Annotated in this window: 14 protein-coding genes and 1 tRNA gene; 6 read left to right on the top strand and 9 right to left on the bottom strand. The window is 68.2% G+C overall.

The genetic code is table 11. The features are described 5' to 3' along the window. Positions 1-199: 199 nt before the first annotated feature. On the top strand, positions 200-2,665 hold the full coding sequence (gene hrpB, locus G5B40_RS20530) for an ATP-dependent helicase HrpB (RefSeq protein ID WP_165102886.1): 2,466 nt from the start codon (positions 200-202) through the stop codon (positions 2,663-2,665). Between the two features lie 7 nt (positions 2,666-2,672). On the opposite strand, the gene G5B40_RS20535 is transcribed toward hrpB, so the two are convergent. Continuing rightward, entirely contained in the window at positions 2,673-3,362 is a 690-nt protein-coding gene (locus G5B40_RS20535) for a FadR/GntR family transcriptional regulator (RefSeq protein ID WP_165102889.1), read from the bottom strand. A 77-nt stretch (positions 3,363-3,439) separates the two neighbouring features. Here G5B40_RS20535 and G5B40_RS20540 point away from each other — a divergent pair, with 77 nt between their 5' ends. Continuing rightward, a complete protein-coding gene (locus tag G5B40_RS20540; RefSeq protein ID WP_165102892.1) occupies positions 3,440-4,189 on the top strand; it encodes a sulfite exporter TauE/SafE family protein in 750 nt (249 codons plus the stop codon). A 161-nt stretch (positions 4,190-4,350) separates the two neighbouring features. Here the strand turns inward: G5B40_RS20540 and G5B40_RS20545 are convergent, their stop codons facing one another. The 5 genes from G5B40_RS20545 to G5B40_RS20565 form a co-directional block, all read right to left on the bottom strand. Beyond that, a complete protein-coding gene (locus tag G5B40_RS20545; protein ID WP_165102895.1) occupies positions 4,351-4,647 on the bottom strand; it encodes an antibiotic biosynthesis monooxygenase family protein in 297 nt (98 codons plus the stop codon). Positions 4,648-4,712: 65 nt separating this feature from the next. Further along, positions 4,713-6,971 carry an NADP-dependent malic enzyme gene (locus G5B40_RS20550; protein ID WP_165102898.1) on the bottom strand — a complete coding sequence of 753 codons (2,259 nt, stop codon included), beginning with the start codon at positions 6,969-6,971 and terminating at the stop codon, positions 4,713-4,715. 126 nt (positions 6,972-7,097) lie between these two features. Next, the gene (locus tag G5B40_RS20555) at positions 7,098-7,235 is read right to left on the bottom strand and encodes a hypothetical protein (RefSeq protein ID WP_165102901.1); all 138 of its coding nucleotides are present in this window, start codon (positions 7,233-7,235) and stop codon (positions 7,098-7,100) included. 107 nt (positions 7,236-7,342) lie between these two features. After that, positions 7,343-8,518, bottom strand: coding sequence for a type III PLP-dependent enzyme (locus G5B40_RS20560; RefSeq protein WP_165102904.1), 1,176 nt, complete (start codon positions 8,516-8,518; stop codon positions 7,343-7,345). A 232-nt stretch (positions 8,519-8,750) separates the two neighbouring features. Beyond that, positions 8,751-9,206: a GNAT family N-acetyltransferase gene (locus G5B40_RS20565; protein ID WP_165102907.1), complete on the bottom strand. Its 456-nt coding sequence runs from the start codon at positions 9,204-9,206 to the stop codon at positions 8,751-8,753. Between the two features lie 92 nt (positions 9,207-9,298). Between G5B40_RS20565 and mutS the strand changes: the two genes are divergently transcribed. Next, a complete protein-coding gene (mutS, locus tag G5B40_RS20570; protein WP_425500097.1) occupies positions 9,299-11,956 on the top strand; it encodes a DNA mismatch repair protein MutS in 2,658 nt (885 codons plus the stop codon). A gap of 105 nt (positions 11,957-12,061) precedes the next feature. Here the strand turns inward: mutS and G5B40_RS20575 are convergent, their stop codons facing one another. The 3 genes from G5B40_RS20575 to G5B40_RS20585 all read right to left on the bottom strand — a co-directional run bounded on the left by G5B40_RS20575 (position 12,062) and on the right by G5B40_RS20585 (position 12,881). After that, positions 12,062-12,424 (bottom strand): YbaN family protein, encoded by a 363-nt coding sequence (locus G5B40_RS20575; RefSeq protein WP_165102910.1) that lies wholly within the window; start codon positions 12,422-12,424, stop codon positions 12,062-12,064. Positions 12,425-12,475: 51 nt separating this feature from the next. After that, positions 12,476-12,552 (bottom strand) — tRNA-Arg (locus G5B40_RS20580). A 20-nt stretch (positions 12,553-12,572) separates the two neighbouring features. Beyond that, positions 12,573-12,881 carry an ETC complex I subunit gene (locus G5B40_RS20585; RefSeq protein ID WP_165102913.1) on the bottom strand — a complete coding sequence of 103 codons (309 nt, stop codon included), beginning with the start codon at positions 12,879-12,881 and terminating at the stop codon, positions 12,573-12,575. Between the two features lie 353 nt (positions 12,882-13,234). Here G5B40_RS20585 and xrtD point away from each other — a divergent pair, with 353 nt between their 5' ends. From xrtD to G5B40_RS20600, 3 genes are all read left to right on the top strand, one after another. Further along, positions 13,235-14,854, top strand: a complete 1,620-nt coding sequence (gene xrtD, locus G5B40_RS20590; protein WP_165102917.1) for a VPLPA-CTERM-specific exosortase XrtD — start codon at positions 13,235-13,237, stop codon at positions 14,852-14,854. 272 nt (positions 14,855-15,126) lie between these two features. Further along, on the top strand, positions 15,127-16,014 hold the full coding sequence (locus G5B40_RS20595) for an ExeA family protein (RefSeq protein ID WP_211907379.1): 888 nt from the start codon (positions 15,127-15,129) through the stop codon (positions 16,012-16,014). Positions 16,015-16,087: 73 nt separating this feature from the next. Further along, the gene (locus G5B40_RS20600; protein ID WP_165102920.1) at positions 16,088-17,692 is read left to right on the top strand and encodes a GumC family protein; all 1,605 of its coding nucleotides are present in this window, start codon (positions 16,088-16,090) and stop codon (positions 17,690-17,692) included. Positions 17,693-17,702: the final 10 nt, after the last annotated feature.

Raw genomic sequence — 17,702 nt, forward strand, 5'->3', positions numbered from 1 at the left:
GTCACAGTTCTTGGCATCGTATTTGTAATCCGAACTGGCGTTAACCGATATATTCTCTCTCCAACGATCTTGCTGACGTCAGTGTGTTCAACTCGATCTGATATTCGCTGACTATTTTACTGAAATGCGAGACGGCTACTCAGAATGACGAAGCAGGCAAAGGTTTGCCGTCTCGCCGGACTCGACATAATCAGACACCATGACCGCCCCTTTCGACCCCGCCGCCACCGGCTTGCCCGCCGCCGAGGCCTTGCCCGCGCTCCTTGCGGCGCTGGCGGGCGGGGGCTGCGTGGTGCTGACGGCGCCGCCGGGGGCGGGGAAGACGACGCTGGTTCCGCTCGCGCTGCTGGGGGCGGAGTGGGCGAACGGCAAGATCCTGATGCTGGAGCCGCGCCGGCTGGCCGCACGGGCGGCGGCGGAGCGGATGGCGGCGCTGCTGGGCGAGGCGGTCGGCGAGACGGTCGGCTACAGGGTGCGGGGGGAGTCGCGGCCGGGGGCGCGGATCGAGGTTCTGACCGAGGGGATTCTCACGCGGATGATCCAGTCGGACCCGGCGCTGGACGGCGTCTCGGCGCTGATCTTCGACGAGTTTCACGAGCGGTCGCTCCACGCCGATCTCGGGCTGGCGCTGGCGTGGGAGGCGCGGGGCGCGCTCCGGCCGGATCTGCGGATCGTGGTGATGTCGGCGACGCTGGACGCGGGACCGGTGGCGGCGCTGTTGGGCGGGGCGCCGGTGGTTTCGGCCTCGGGGCGGGTGTTTCCGGTGGAGACGCGCTGGCTGGAGGCGCCGGTTCAGCGGCGAATCGAGGACGAAGCGGCGGCGGCGGCGCGACGGGCGCTGGATGAGGCCGAGGGCGATGTCCTGGTCTTTCTGCCCGGCGCGCGGGAGATCGGCCGGGCGGCGCGGCTGCTGGAGGGGGCGACGGCGGATATCCGCCCGCTCCACGGCGCGCTGGGGCTCAGGGCGCAGCGGGCGGCGCTGGCCCCGGCGCCGGAGGGTCGGCGCAAGATCGTGCTGGCGAGCGCGATCGCGGAGACCTCGCTGACCGTCGAAGGCGTCCGGGTCGTGATCGACGCCGGGCTCGCGAGGCGGGCGCGGTTCGACCCCGGCGCGGGCATGGCGCGGCTGGTCACCGAGCGGGCGACGAAGGCCGAGGCGGAGCAGCGGCGGGGGCGCGCCGGGCGGCTGGCGCCGGGGCTCTGCCTGCGGCTTTGGACGAGGGGCGAGGAGGGCGCGATGGCGGAATTCGCGCCGCCCGAGATCATGGTCGCGGACCTTGCGCCGCTGGCGCTGGAGCTGGCGAACTGGGGCGCGGCGCCGGGCGATCTGGCGTTCCTGACGCCGCCGCCGGCCGGCGCGATGGCGGCGGCGCGCGGGCTGCTGGCGGCCCTGTGGGCTCTCGACAGCGCGGGGCGGATCACCGCGCATGGCCGGGCGCTGGCGGCGGCGCCGACGCACCCGCGGCTGGCGCATATGCTCCTGAGCGCGCCCGAATCGGAGCGCGGGCTGGCGGCGGCGCTGGCGGCCCTGGTCGAGGCGCGCGACCCGATGATGGGCGCGGGGGCGGACGCGGCGCTGTGGCTGGCGGGGCTGGCGACGCCGGAGCGGGCCGGGCCGGCGGCCGGGGCGCTTCGCGCGATCCGGGCGGAGGCGGAGCGGCTGGCGCGGCGACATCATACGCGGGCGGCGTGGCGGGGCGCGGCCGGGCCGCTGCTGGCGCGGGCCTTTCCCGACCGGATCGCCATGCGCCGGCCGGGAGCCGGGGCGCGCGGCGAGGCGCGCTATCTCCTCTCCGGCGGCAAGGGGGCCTTCCTGCCGGCGGATGACGCGCTGGCGGGAGAGGCGTTTCTGGTCGCCGTCGATCTCGACGGCGATGCGACGGAGGCGCGGATCCGGCTGGCGGCGTCGATCGGGCGCGGCGAGATCGGGTGGATATTCGACGAGCGGATCGCCTGGCGGGAAGAATGCCGTTGGTCGCGCCGCGAGCGCCGCGTGATCGCGCGGCGGCGGCTGAGGCTGGGCGCGCTGGCGTTGGAGGAGCGGCCGTGGCGCGGGGCGCCGGAAGCGGAACTGGCTGCGGCGATGATCGAAGGGCTGCGCGATCTTGGGCTGGACGCGCTGCCCTGGTCGGACGGCGCGCGGCGGTTGACGGCGCGGGTGGAGTGGGCGCGGGCGCGGGGCGCGGCGGCGCCGGCGATGAGCGCGGCGGCGCTGGAAGCGGAGCTGGAGGACTGGATCGGCCCGTATCTGGGCGGATGCCGGAGGGCGGAGGACCTCGCGAAGCTCGATCTGCTCGCGCTGTTGAACGCGCGATTGGACCATGACGGACGGCGTGAGGTGGATCGGGTGGCGCCGGAGGCGTTCATCGCCCCGGATGGCGGGGCCTGCCGGATCGACTACGAGGGCGCGCAGCCCTCTATCGCCGTGCGGCTCCAGGCGCTCTTCGGGCTGGACCGGCATCCGGCGGCGGGGGGCGAGGCGCTGAGCGTCGTCTTGCTGTCGCCGGCGGGACGGCCGGTGCAGGTGACGGCGGACCTGCCGGGATTCTGGCGTTCGAGCTACGCCGATGTGCGAAAGGAGATGCGCGGGCGCTACCCGAAACACCCCTGGCCGGAAGACCCGCTCGCGGCGGCGCCGACGCGCCGGGCGAAGCCGCGCGGGTGAGGCGGCGTCAGGCCTCAGCGCGGCCGATCAGCCGGCTTATCCCCAGCAGATGCGTCCGCATGGCGGCCCCGGCGCCGCTCTCGTCACGGTTTTCGATGGCGTCGACGATTCGCGCATGCTCGTCGCTGTGCCCGCCCTTGAACTCCGCCACGCCGATGCGCCGGTAGGTCCGGTCCCACTCCCTCTGCCAGCTGGAGCGGCGGCGCGTGTCGGACAGATAGGTCAGGACGGTGAGAAGAACCGGGTTTCCGGCCACTTTCGCGATCGAGCTGTGAAAGCGGTTGTCGGCGTTCTCGCAGGCGAAGCTGTCCACGCCGGCGCGACAGAGACGCACGGCGGCGCGTAGATGCGCGATATCGGCGGCCGTCGCCCGTCGCGCCGCTTCGCCTGCGATGGCCGGTTCGATCAGATAGCGCGCGCGCATCAGCTCCGCGGCCGTGCTCGCCGCGATCGCGAGATGGTCGCGCAGCGGTGCGGCGGCTGGTCGCGCGCCGCGAAAGGTTCCCTGTCCGACATGCCGCCAGATCAGGTTTTCGGATTCCAGAACCGTCAGCGCGGTTCGCAGAGTCTCCCGGCTGCATCCTAGCGCTTTCGCCAGCCTCCGCTCATCCGGCAGACGGTCGCCGACGGACGGCGCGAGGCGGTCCAGCGCGGACCGCAGCGCGACGAGAACGCTGGTCCGATCCTGACGCGCCATGGCTATCTCCAGACCAATTGGCAGACCAATACACGGTCGTGCGAGAGGACGCAAAACTCATTCCGGGGGAACGCCTGATGTTGACGATACTGGCCCTGACCGCGGCGGGATTCGCCGGCGGCGCCCTCAACGCGGTCGCCGGCGGCGGGACATTCGTGACCTTTCCCCTGCTGATCTGGGCGGGCGCGCCGCCCGTCATCGCCAACGCGACGGCGACGATGACCGCCGTCCCCGGCTATTGCGCGAGCGCCTGGGCCTTCCGGCGCGAGATCCGGGCGGAGGGCGCGCTCGGGGTGCGGGCGATCATCGCGCTCACGGCGCTTGGCGGCCTCCTCGGCGCCGGGCTGCTGATCTTCACGCCCGCCTCGTCCTTCGTCGCCCTTGTTCCCTGGCTGCTGCTCGCCGCGACGCTGCTTTTCATCGGCGCGCCGCGGCTTCTCTCCCTGCTCCGCGCGCGCGGCGTGGGACAGGCGGGGCCCTTGGTTTCCGCTGTCACGCTGCTGGCCGTGGCGGGCTATGGGGGCTATTTCAACGGCGGCCTCGGCATCATGCTGCTCGCTTTGTTCTCGATGCTGGGATTTCGCGATCTCAACGGCATGAACGGGTTGAAGAACCTGCTCTCGGTCGTTCTCTCCGTCACGGCGGTGGCCACATTCGTCGTGGCGGATGTCATCGCCTGGGACGCGGCTTTGCCGATGTCGATCGGAAACGCATGCGGCGCCTATTTCGCCTCCGATCTGGCGCGGCGGCTCGACCGGCCGCGCGCGCTGCGCATCGGCATCGCGCTGGTCGGGCTGGCGATGACGGCGATTTTCTTCCTGCGCTGACCCGCCGGCTTCATCCCGGTCGCGGCGATCTCGGCCACGCCGGGGCCGCGGCGTCGGCGCGCCGATCGCGACGCCGCGGGCTTTGCCCCCGATGCGGGGTCGTTCGATCGCCGCCACACGCGCGCCGGTGGCGCGGCGCATGTCCGGGCGGCGCGTTCGGGTCAGGCGTCCACCAGGTCGTAATGCCTGATCGACCGCGCTGCGACGAGCCCGGCTTCGGCCGGGTCGACATGCGGGCTCTGATAATCTTCGCCGGCAAACGCCTTGAGCGATTCGAGGTCTCTCCAGACCATCACGAAGCTGAACTCCGTCGGGCTTTCGGGCCGCGCGGCGCCCGGAAGGATGGAGACGACGCCCTCGGTCTCTCGCATCAGCGGGATCGCCTTCGAGTGGAAAAAGCGGGCGAATTCCGCCTCTTTGCCCGGGTGCGTCCGGACCTGGAAGATGCGCATGATCATGTTGGCCTCCGCCGTCAGCGCGCTCTCATGCGGATGGAGTATAGCACATCCGGGGTCGCCCGACGTCACCCCACCCCGGTCGCCGCGATCACCGCCATGTTCAGGATCTCCGAGACCGTGGCGCTCATCGAGCAGACCTGGACCGGGCGCTCCAGCCCGGTCAGGATCGGGCCGACCACCGTCGTTCCCTCCAGTTGCTGCAGCATCTTGGTGGAAATGGAGGCGGAGTGGCGCGCCGGCATGACGAGGACGTTCGCCGGGCCGGATAGGCGGCAGAACGGATAGGCGGCCATCGCGACCGGGTCGAGCGCGACATCGGCGGCCATTTCGCCGTCGAACTCGAAATCGACGCCGCGCTCTTCGAGAATCCGGACCGCGTCCCGGAGATTCGACGAGCGCTCCGAGATCGGGTAGCCGAAGGTCGAATAGGAGAGAAGCGCGACGCGCGGCTCCAGCCCGAGCCGGCGGGCGACGCGGGCGGACTGCTCCGCGATATCCGCGAGCTCGGAGCCGTTCGGCATCTCATGGACCATCGTGTCGGCGACCAGCACCGTGCGCCCGCGCGCCAGCACCGCCGAGACGCCGACCACCTTCCGGCCCTGCCGCGTGTCGAAGACCCGGCCGAGATCGGTCAGCACCACCGCGGATTTCCGGCTGACGCCGGTGACCATCGCGTCGGCGTGGCCCTCGGCCAGCATGCAGGCGGCGAAAATGTGCCGGTCGCGCGCGACGCGGCGATAGCAGTCGCGTTCCAGGAACCCGCGGCGCTGGAGCTTTTCGTAAAGCGCCGCGACATATTCCTTCAGATGCGGCGAGGTTTCGGCGTTGACGACCGTCAACTCGCTCAGCGCGTCGGGCTGGCCGGCCTCCTTCAGCATCCGCTCGACCTCTTCCACGCGGCCGACGACGATGGCCTGGCCAAGCCCGCCGCGGGTGTAGGCGAGGGCGGCGCGCACCACGCGCTCGTCCTGGCCTTCGGCGAAGACGACGCTTTTCTGCATGTTGCGGGCGCGGGTGGTGAGCGCCTGAAGCATGTTCGCCGTCGGGTCGAGTCGCGCGGTGAGGCTGTGGGCGTAGGCCTCCATGTCGATGATCGGCCGGCGGGCGACGCCGGTCTCCATCGCCGCCTTCGCCACCGCGGTCGGGATGACGTGGATGAGGCGCGGATCGAAGGGGGCGGGGATGATGTAGTCTGGCCCATAGACGGGATGCGCGCCATAGGCGGCGGCGACCTCGTCCGGCACGTCCTCGCGCGCCAGCATCGCGAGCGCCTCGGCCGCGGCGATCTTCATCTCCTCGTTGATGGTGCGGGCGTTCACGTCGAGCGCGCCGCGAAAGATGAACGGAAAGCCGAGGACATTGTTGACCTGGTTGGGGTAGTCGGAGCGCCCGGTGGCCATGATGACGTCGGGGCGGATCGCCGCGGCCTCCTCCGGCGTGATCTCCGGGTCCGGGTTGGCCATGGCGAAGATGATCGGGTTTTTCGCCATCGAGCGGACCATCTCGTCCGTCAGCGCGCCCTTGGCGGACACCCCGAGGAAGATGTCCGCGCCCTTCATCGCGTCCGCGAGGTTTCGCGCGTCGGTCTTGACGGCATGGGCCGATTTCCACTGGTTCATGCCGGCCTCGCGGCCCTGATAGATCACGCCCTTGGTGTCGCAGGCGATGCACTTGGAGGGGTCGGCGCCCAGCGATTTCACCAACTCGACGCAGGCGATGCCGGCGGCGCCGGCGCCGTTGAGGACGATGCGGCAGTCCTCGATCTTCCGGCCGGTCAGATGCAGCGCGTTGATCAGCCCGGCGAGGCAGATGATCGCGGTGCCATGCTGGTCGTCATGGAAAACCGGGATGTCCATGATCTCGCGAAGGCGCTGCTCGATGATGAAGCAGTCGGGGGCCTTGATGTCTTCGAGGTTGATGCCGCCGAAGGACGGACCCATCAGCTTGACCGCGTTGATGATTTCCTCCGGATCCTCGGTGTCGAGCTCGATGTCGATGGCGTTCACGTCGGCGAAGCGCTTGAAGAGGACGGCCTTGCCCTCCATCACCGGTTTCGAGGCCAGCGCGCCGAGATTGCCGAGGCCGAGGATCGCGGTGCCGTTGGTGATGACGGCGACCATGTTGCCGCGCGCGGTGAAGTCGAAGGCTGTCTCCGGATCGGCGGCGATGGCGCGTACGGGCGCCGCGACGCCGGGCGAATAGGCGAGCGAAAGGTCGCGCTGCGTCGCCATCGGTTTCGTCGCGGTGATCTGAAGTTTTCCGGCGGGCGCCTTGAAATGATAGGCGAGCGCCTCTTCGTCGAGTTGCTGCGATCTGTCGGTCATGCCGTCTCTCTCCTGAGCCGGCTTCTTTCGGCCGGATGGCGCGATGGATGTCGCGGGGCGGCGACGTTATCCCCGGCGGCGGAGGCTGGCAATCGCGGGTTTCCCGGTCGGGGTGGAACGGCGGGCCTACTGCGCGCCGGCGCCGTTCCCGCCGCCGTCGCCGACGAGCGCGCGGGCGTCGGACGCGCCCGAAGTCGTGATGCCGGCTTCGCAGGCGGCGAGGCCGAACGCGATGACGAGAAGGGCGAAACGCACATGAAGCATCGGCTCGGGCTCCGATCTGGAAAGACATCGCTTGCGCGGCGCATCATGGCGCCGTCCGGCGCGCGGCGCGACTCCGCCGCCGATCACGTTCGCGGCGCCGTCCGCCCTCAGATGCAGACCATGTCGAGCGGCGGAAAGCCGTTGAAGCCGACCGAGGAATAGGTGGTCGTGTAAGCGCCCGTGGCGCGGATGATCACCTTGTCGCCGGATTTCAGCGCGAGCGGCAATTCGACGGGCCGGCGCTCATAGAGCACATCCGCGCTGTCGCAGCTTGGCCCGGCAAGGACGCAGGGGCCGGCGGGCAGGCCGTCATGGTCGGTCGCGATCTGGTAGCGGATCGCCTCGCCCTCCGTCTCCGCGAGGCCGGAGAAGCGGCCGATGTCGAGATAAACCCAGCGGTGAAGGTCGTCCGGGCTTTTGCGCGAAACCAGCACCACCTCGGCGGCGATCACGCCGGCCTCGGCGACGAGGCCGCGGCCCGGCTCCGCCATGATCCGCCGCGCGCCCGGGAAGCGCGGCTCGACAAGCGCCATCACGTCGCGCGCATAAGCCTCCGGCGCATCGATCGCCTCGTTGTAAAATGCGGGAAAGCCGCCGCCGATATTCAGAAGGTCGAGATCGAAACCGGCGGCGCGGGCTTCGGCCCAGAGCGGCGCGAATTCGTCCACCGTCGGGCGCCACATCGCCGCCTGCCGGGTCTGCGAGCCGACATGGAAGGAGAACCCGACCGGGCGGAGACCGAGGGCGCGGGCGCGGTGAAGGAGCGGCATCGCGGCGCGGGGCTGGACGCCGAACTTGCGGCTGAGCGGCCAGTCGGCCTCGGACTGGCTGACGATGAGGCGGATGAAGATCTCCGCCCCCGGCGCGTTCTCGGCGATTTTCTCGAGTTCCTCCTCCGCGTCGGCGGCGAAGAGCGAGATCCCGGCGGTCCAGGCGAAGGCGATATCAGCCGATTTCTTCACGGTGTTGCCGAAGGAGATCTGCTCCGGCCGCGCGCCGAGCGAGAGGCAGAGCTCGATCTCGGCGCGCGAGGCGGCGTCGAAATGCGCGCCTTCCTCGATCAGGCGCGCGATCACTTCGCGGGCGGGATTCGCCTTCACGGCGTAGTGAATGGCGGCGCGGCCGAGTCCGCGCCGGATCGCGTGGAACTGGTCCGCGACCTGATCGACGTCGAGAATCAGCGTCGGGCGGTCGAAGTCATGCGCGCGCGCATAGGCCTCTGCGCGCCGGATGGGCGAGATATGGGAATGCGCGGGCGCAAGCCCGGTCGCGTATGCGTTCATGGTCATCTCCGTCAGATGACGACCGACCCATTGCGGGGCGGACGCGGCGTCCAAAAGAGACGTTACCGTCGCTACGTAACCGTAGAGGCGGGATGAACCCGCCCGTCTCGTGCCAGAGGCGCGTGCGTTGGCGTCGTGAGCGGCAATTGGGGCGCCCGGCGTCGAAATGCAAGCGAAGTTTTCGCCATTCGACGCAAGACGTTCGGTTGTGGCTTTCGGGCGGCGCTCGGGCTCACTCCGCGGGTGCGACATCCTTCTCGAAATACACCCTGTCAAAGCCGTTTTCACGCCGGCGGCCGGTCTCTCGCCAGCCGAGAAGCGTGTAGAGCGCCAGGTTCTCGGTCATCAGCGCGTTGGTGTAGAGATCGAGCTTGCCGAGACCACGCCGGCGCGCCTCGGCCTCGGCGAAATCGAGCAGCGTGCGGCCGTGCCCCTCGCCGTGGCGCTCCGGATGGACGGCGACGTTCTCGAGATGCAGGCTCTCGCCGATCTGGCGGAGGACGATGAAGCCGATGATGTCGGCGATCTCGGCGAGGGTCCAGACAGCGCCAGCAGCGATCAGCGCGGGGAAGTCGGCGAGCATCGGCGCCGGCTTGCGCCCGATCCGGCGGATATAGGGCGCATAGGCGGCGATCGCGACCTGGCGAATCGGCGCGACGTCTTCGGGGCGCGCTCGTTGCAGCTGCATCTCGTTCCCCCCTCCCGCATGCGCGCGCTTCCGCGCGTCACGCCGCCATGCTAGTCGGAAGCCGAAGCGAGGGTAAAGTGAAGACGCAGAAAATGACGGCGCGAAAAGCGGCGGAGATTCCCGCGGATGCGACGCCGATGATGGCGCAGTATCTGGCGATCAAGGCGGAGCATGAGGATGCGCTGCTCTTTTATCGCATGGGCGATTTTTACGAACTTTTCTTCGACGATGCGAAGGCGGCCGCAGCCGCGCTCGACATCGCGCTGACGAAACGCGGCAAGCATCTGGGCGAAGACATCGCGATGTGCGGCGTGCCGGTCCACGCCGCCGAAGGGTATCTGCTGACGTTGATCCGCAAGGGATTTCGCGTTGCGGTTTGCGAGCAGCTGGAGGACCCGGCGGCGGCGAAGAAACGCGGCGCGAAAGCGGTGGTCAAACGGGGCGTCACGCGGCTGGTGACGGCGGGCACGCTGACCGAGGAGGCGCTGCTGGACGCGCGCGCGGCGAACTGGCTGGCGGCCTGGGCGGAAATCAGGGGCGAGGGCGCGCTGGCCTGGTGCGATCTCTCGACCGGAGAGATGCGGGTCGGCGCGGCGCGGCGCGCGGAACTGGGGCCGCTGTTGGCGCGAATCGGACCGAGCGAGGTCCTGGTCGGACCGACGGCGGAAGAGGACCCGGCGCTCCTCGATCTGATCGGGGAGGCCGGCGCGGTCGCGACGCGGCTTTCCGCCGCCGCCTTCGACAGCGCGGCGGCGGAGGCGCGGCTGAAGGCGCTCTACCGGGTCGGAAGTCTGGACGGGTTCGGGGCGTTCTCGCGTGTCGAGACGGCGGCGCTGGGCGCGGTGGCGGATTATATCGAGATCACCCAGAAGGGCGCATTGCCGCTGCTCCGCCCGCCGCTCCGGGAGGCGGGCGAGGGGACGATGCGGATCGACGCGGCGACGCGGCGCAACCTGGAGCTGGCGCGCTCGCTATCGGGAGGGCGCGAGGGCTCGCTCCTTCATGCGGTGGACCGGACGCGGACCGGGGCGGGGGCGCGGCTGCTGGCGGCGCGCCTCGCCGCGCCCTCGACCGATATCGGCGAGATCGCCGAGAGGCTCGACGCGGTCTCGTTCTTCGCCGACGACGCGGCCCGCCGCGAAGCCGCGCGCGACGCCCTCGGTCGGGTCCCGGATATCGAGCGGGCGCTGAACCGGTTGGCGCTGGAGCGCGGCGGGCCGCGCGATCTGGCGGCGATCCGGACCGGACTGGATCAGGCGGCGGCGCTGGCGGCGACGCTCACGGGCGCGGAGGCGCCTGTCGTCGCCGGCGCCGCGGCTGCGATGAAGGGGCATGAGACGCTGATAGAGCGGCTGGCGGCGGCGCTCGCGGATGAGCCGCCGCTGATGGCGCGCGACGGCGGCTTCATCCGCGCCGGGTTCGACGCCGGCCTCGACGAGGCGCGCTCGCTGCGCGACGAGGGGCGCTCGGTCATCATGGCGCTGGAGGCCGAGTATCGCGAGTTGAGCGGCATCGGCGCGCTGAAGGTGCGCCACAACAATGTCCTCGGCTATTTCATCGAGACGCCGGCGGGGCACGCGCAGAAGATGACGTCGGCGCCCCTTTCCGACACGTTCATTCACCGCCAGACACTCGCCGGGCAGGTCCGTTTCACCACTGCGCCGCTCTCGGAGATGCAATCGAAAATGCTGGAGGCGGGGGGGCGGGCGCTCGCCATCGAGCTTCGGCTTTTCGGCGAGCTTCGCGAGGCGGTGATCGGGGCCGCGGCGGCGATCGCGGAGACGGCGCGCGCCCTGGCGGAAATCGACCTCGCGGCGGCGCTGGCGGCGTTGGCGGCGGCGGAGGGCTGGACGCGCCCGGTCGTCGAGGCGGGCCGCGGGTTTCGCATCGAGGGAGGGCGCCATCCGGTCGTCGAGCAGGCGCTGCGCCGCGCCGGCGGCGACTTCATCGCCAATGACGCCGATCTATCGGAAGAAGCGCGGCTCTGGCTTCTGACCGGACCGAACATGGCGGGAAAATCCACCTATCTCAGGCAGAACGCGCTGATCGCGATCTTGGCGCAGATGGGAAGTTTCGTGCCCGCCGCTTCAGCGCGGCTCGGCGTCGTCGATCAACTCTTCAGCCGGGTCGGGGCGGCGGACGATCTGGCGCGCGGGCGCTCCACATTCATGGTGGAGATGGTGGAGACGGCGGCGATCCTCAACCAGGCGGGCGAGGGGGCGCTGGTGATCCTCGACGAGATCGGCCGCGGCACCGCGACCTACGATGGGCTCTCCATCGCCTGGGCGGTGCTGGAGCATCTCCATGACGTGAACCGCTGCCGCGGGCTGTTCGCGACGCATTACCATGAGTTGACGGCGCTCTCCCAACGGCTCTCCTCGCTCGCCAACGCGACGATGGCGGTCCGGGAGTGGGAGGGCGAGGCCGTCTTTCTGCACGAGGTCCGGCCGGGGGCGGCGGACAGATCCTACGGCGTGCAGGTCGCGCGGCTCGCCGGGCTGCCGGAGCCGGTGGTGGCGCGGGCGCGGGACATCCTGGAGACGCTGGAGGAAGGCGAGCGCGAGGGCGGGGCGAAGGCGGCGCGGTTGATCGACGATCTGCCGCTCTTCTCGGCGCGCCCGGCCGCGCCGGCCGCGCCGAAAAGGCCGTCGCGGCTGGAGACGGCGCTGCGCGAGATCTCGCCCGACGATCTCAGCCCGCGCGAGGCGCTGGAGGCGCTCTATCGGCTGAAGGCGGTGTTGGACGAATAGAGGGGCGCGCGCCGCTCCTTCGATCCCGACCACGAGCCAGAATCCCGATGGGACATGCTCTGAAGGTCGTGGTCCCGGCTCAAGGCCGGGACCTTGCGAACCGGCTCAGCCCCTCGCGCCATCCGGCCGGGTCCAGATGAAGATGAGGACCGCAGTCAGGATGGCGCCCTCCAGCGCGATCATCCACCAGGGCAGGCCGATGACGAAGGGCGGGATCAGGGCGGCGGCGATGGAGGCGGTGGACAGCCATTTCGCCCTGCGCCCGATCGCGCCATGCGCCCGCCAGTCGGCGATCGGCGGGCCGAAGATGCGGTGACTAAGCAGCCAGTTGTAGAACCTTTCCGACGAGCGCGCGAAGCAGAAGGCCGCGAGGAGGAGAAACGGGACGGTCGGCACGATCGGCAGCACCGCCCCGATTACGCCGAGCGCGACGGCGAAACAGCCGAGGATGAGCCAGAAGCCTCTCACGACCCGCTCCTTCGCGATGGCCCTCATCGTCGGGCCGGATGACAGGCGCGCTGGCGACCCCGGCAGGACTCGAACCTGCAACCTCGGACTTAGAAGGTCCTTGCTCTATCCGGTTGAGCTACGGGGCCGGGATGGCGCGTAAACGGCTCTAGTGGGTCCATGCGCCGCGCCGGTTATAGGCGAAGTTGCCGCCATAGCCGCCCGGTCTGACGATGTGCTTGCGCGTTTTCGGCGTCTCCACCTGATAGGCGAGGCCGTGCTTCTCGGCGTAGGCGATGGCCGCTTCGGCGCTGTCGAAGCTGAGCCGGACCTGGCGGCGCATGTCGCCGGAGCCGGTCCAGCCCATCAGTGGGTCGATTCTCTGGGCCTCACGCGGGTCGAACAGGAGCACCCAGTCGTCCTTGGCCTGGCCGGACTGCATGGCGGTGCGGGCTGGTTGCAGGATGCGGGCGATCATGGCGTCCTCAGGCTCGATTTCATCGCCGGCATGTATGTCGGATCGCCCGCGCGCGCGCAAGCCGGTCGGAGGTTCCGCCGGCGCGGGGCGGCCGGTTCGCGCGCTTCGTCCCCCTTCTCCCGGGCGTCCGGGCCGCGGCTTTCTCGACCGGGCTGCGCGGATGCGCGGTTCCGACCGGCGCCCGGGGCGCGCCAGACCGGCTTCCCTCTTCAGCTTGTTGACAAAATCGCGAATATAAATCGGGTAAAGTGACTGGCGGCGGCGTGACGCGCGATGATAAGGATGTCGCAGCGGCGCGTTTGTTGCGAGCTTTTGTGGAATTGAAGGCCGAAGGCCCTTGTTGGAGCAACTGGATGGTCGCGATCAATAGCGGAAACAATACCGCCGGTGCCGCCGCTGCGCACGCAGCCCGTCGTTTCGGCCCGGGGTTCTTTCTTTTCATCCTTTTGATCGTCTCTGGCGTCGCTCTGTTCTGGAACGGGTTCTTCGCGCTGTTCGAAGCGTGGCGCCTTCCCGAATACAGCCACGGCCCACTGATTCCGGTGCTATCCTTCTATCTCTTTCTGCGCCAGTTGAACGCCACGCCACCGCCGCCGCAGCGCGTCGCCGACCGCTGGCCGGGCGTCGCGGTCGTCGTTTTCACGCTGCTCATCGCGCTGCTCGGCAACGTCACCCATATTCCGGACATCGTCACCTACGCGATGATCCTCTGGTTCTATGGCGTTTTGCTGGTCGGTTTCGGCTGGCGGTATGGCCGGCAATACTGGCCGCCGGTGCTGCATCTCGTCTTCATGCTGCCGCTGCCGGCTTTCATGTACTGGCAGCTGTCGATCAATCTTCAGTTCGTCTCTTCCGAAATCGGCGTCGCCCTGATCCGCCTGATGAACATTCCGGTGTTCCTCGACGGCAACGTGATCGACCTCGGCGTCTACAAGCTGCAGGTGGCCGAGGCCTGCTCGGGGCTGCGCTATCTCTTCCCGGTGATGAGCTTCTCCTACATTTTCGCGGTGCTCTATCAGGGCCCGGTCTGGCACAAGGCGGTGCTGCTGCTGTCCGCGGCGCCGATCACCGTTCTGATGAATTCTTTTCGGATCGGCATGATCGGCGTCATGGTCGATAGCTACGGGATCGAGCAGGCGGAGGGGTTCCTGCACTTCTTCGAGGGTTGGGTGATCTTTATCTCCTGCGTCCTCATTCTCTTCGGCATGGCGCGGCTGATGCAGAAGATCGGCGGGGACCGGCGGCCGCTGGCCGAGGCGCTCGACCTGGAGTTCAGCGGTCTCGGCGGCCAGATGGCGCGGATCCTGTCGATCCGGATGTCCGCCGGGCTGGCGATGATCGTCTTGCTGACCGGCGGAGCGGGACTTGGCTGGCATCTGGCGCCCGAACGGCAGATCGCCGAGATCCAGCGCGATCCGCTGGTGCTCTTCCCGCGGGAGATCGGCTCGTGGCGCTCCGGACCCGCCCAGATACTGGACCCGAACGTCGCGAACGTGCTCGGCGCGGACGATTATCATTCGGCCGCCTTCGCCTCGCCCGACGCGGCGGCGCCTGTCGACCTCTTCATCGCCTATTACTACCGGCAGACCGAGGGCGACGGCATCCATTCGCCGGAAGTCTGCATCCCGGCCGGCGGGTGGGAGATGTCGAAGATCACGCCGGCGGCGATCCAGGTCGAGGGAGCCGATGGCGAGACGACGCGGTTCTCGGTCAATCGCGCGGTGATCCAGAAAGGGCTCAGCAAGCAGCTGGTCTATTACTGGTTCGAGGAGCGGGGCCGTCGCCTGACCAGCGATTACATGGCCAAGGCGACCACGGTTGTCGACGCGCTGACAATGGGGCGGACCGATGGCGGCCTTGTCAGGGTGATCACGCCGATCGGGCGAGGAGAGCCGGAAGGGGAGGCGGACGCCCGGTTGCAGGCCTTTCTCGACGACATGCTCGACGTGTTGCCGCGATTCGTGCCGGACTGAGGCGAAGATGCGACCCGATACCAAAGAATGCGTCTTTATGTAGCGATTAGCACATCGTTGGTTGTTACTATATGATATGACAAACGTGGATTGCGCCGCAATCCTCCAGGGAATGGTCGAATTGCCGCCTTGGTTTTGAGTCAGTGTAAGGATCGTCGACGCAGCATGACCCTGATCCGGGAACGCAGTTGGAAGCGGCGCTGCTTCAGGACTGACGCTCAGAGGAGTTTCAGACAGGGTCGGTCGACGAGGTGGGAAAGCCGGAGGACGGCATGAGTTCAAGTGGCGGGACGATCATGTACGAGTCGTTCTACGGCTTGTCGCAGCGACCATTTCTGACTCTGCCCGACCCGGATTTTCTGTTCTGGTCGGATAGTCACGTCATGGCGTTCACCATGCTGCGTTACGGGGTCATGACGCGCGCGCCGATCACCGTGATCACCGGCGATGTCGGCGCCGGCAAGACGACGCTGCTGCGCAAGCTGCTCCGTGAGGTGCCCGAGGAGGTGACCACCGGGTTGATCTCCAACATGCAGGACGGGCGGGGGGAGCTGCTCCACTGGGTGATGATGGCGCTGGAGCAGCCGTTCGACGCGAACGAGCCTTACGTCACGCTGTTCAAGCGGTTCCAGGATTTCGTGATCGAGGCCTACGCCGCGAACCGCCGGGTGTTGCTGATCTTCGACGAAGCGCAGAACATGGGCGCGAAATCGCTGGAAGAGTTGCGGATGCTCTCCAACATCAACTCCGAGAAGGACGAGTTGCTGCAGATCATCCTCGTCGGCCAGCCGGAGTTGCGCGAGCTGATCATGCGGCCCGAGCTTCGCCAGTTCTCCCAGCGGATCAGTTCCGACTTCAATCTGGGGCCGCTGTCGAAACCGGAGACCGCGAAATATATTCGCCGTCGGCTTGCGATCGCCGGCGCGACGACGGAGATATTTCCGGAGCGGACCTGCGAATTGATTCACGAAGCGACTGGAGGCGTGCCACGGCTCATCAATATTCTTTGCGATTTTTGCCTGCTCTACGGATTTTCCGCGGAGAGACGGGTGATCGATGAAGATCTGTTGAACGAATTCCTCGAAAGCGCGAAAGTCCGCGGCATCTACAATCAATTCGCCGCGCCGCGCCCGATTCCGAAACTGGTGAGCGAAAAATAGACCTGTCGCATGGGGTATGGGATAGGCGTTGAAACCGCCGGCGCCGAATGCGCCGGGAGCATGAGTGTATGGCATGGCTGACGGCGCGAGTATGGGTCTGGGTGACATTCTGGGGATTGTGCGGCGTCGCGCCTGGATCGTCGCGTTGTGCTTTGTGCTGCTGACGCCGCTCGGGGTCGGGGTCGCCTATATCCTGCCGCCGGTTTACTCGGCGACGGCGCGGATTCTCGTCGAGAGCCAGCAGATTCCGGACGAACTCGCCCGCTCCACGGTGACCGCCTCCGCGGCGGAGCGGCTCGAACTGATCCGCCAGCGCCTGATGACTCGGCGGAACCTCATCGAGCTGATCGACAAGTACAAGCTTTATGACGGCTTCGAGGGCATGAGCATCTCCGACAAGGTCGACCGCCTGCGCGAAGACGCGGTTTTCGCGAGCGTGGCGTTCGGCGACAGCAGCGCGCGCCGCGCGCCCTCGGGGGTTGCGGCGTTCACGATTTCCTTCGACGCGCCGTCGCCCGTTCTCGCGGCGAAGATCGCGAACGAATTCGTCACCATGGCGCTCGATCTCAACCTGAAGCAGCGAACGGAGCGCGCGACGGAGACTGTCGCCTTCTTCAGATCCGAGACCGGCAGGCTCTCGCGGCAGATCCTCGACCTGGAGAACCAGATCGTCGCCTTCAAGGGCGAACATGCGGACGCGCTACCGGATACGGTGCAATATCGGGCCGGTGAACTGGCGCGGCTCGAAGCGGAAATTTCCGACGGCGAGGAACGGCGGAGCGTGCTGGAGGAGCAAAGACGGGAGATCGAACTTGCGCTGTCGCGGGGCCTCGCCGGCCTGACCGACGAGACTCTCTCGCCAGAGCAGCAGCAGATCAAGGCGCTGCAGAACACGCTGGCGCAGCAACGCGGCATCCTGGCGCCGACGCATCCGACGATCCGCGCGCTCGAAGCCCGTATCCAGGCGCTTCAGAGGGAGATCACTCCGGCGACCGATGAGAACGGCGAACAGGTCGATCCGCTGGAGTATCAGAAAGCCCGGCTGAAAAGGCAGGCCGAGCTGATCACCGCCGAGATCGAAAAGCTCGAACAGCGCGGAGCCGAGAACAAGAAGAAGGCCGACGATCTGCGCGTATCGATCAGCCGCGCGCCGCAGGTCGAGGTCGAGCTCAGCTCGCTCACCCGCCGACTCGGCGAGCTGCGCAACCAGTACACCGTGGCCGCCGCCAAGCTCGCCGAAGCGGAGACAGGTGAGCGAATGGAGGTCAACAGGCAGGCCGAAAGGCTCGTCGTGATCGAACAGGCGCAGGTGCCGACCGAACCGAAATCGCCGAATCGCCTGATGATCGCCAGTCTGGGCGCCGGCGTTTCGATCATGATCGGGGTCGCGTTCGTCGCATTGCTGGAATTGTTGAACAATACGATCCGGACATCGGGCGATCTCCAGCGCAAGGTCAATCTCCGGCCCGTCGTCGTGGTTCCCTATATCCACACCCGACAGGAGATCAGGTCACGCCGCTGGCGGCTCGCATTGATCGCCTTCGCGATTCTGGTCGGCGTTCCCGCGACCCTCTTCGCCATCGATCAGTATTATTTGCCGCTTTCCGTCCTGGCCGAGAAACTGGCGGAAAAGACCGGGCTCAATGAGGTTATCTCCATGATCGAGCGCCGATTCTAGGTGGCGAGCG

This window comes from Pikeienuella piscinae (genome assembly GCF_011044155.1).
GTDB classification, from domain to species: Bacteria; Pseudomonadota; Alphaproteobacteria; order Rhodobacterales; family Rhodobacteraceae; genus Pikeienuella; species Pikeienuella piscinae.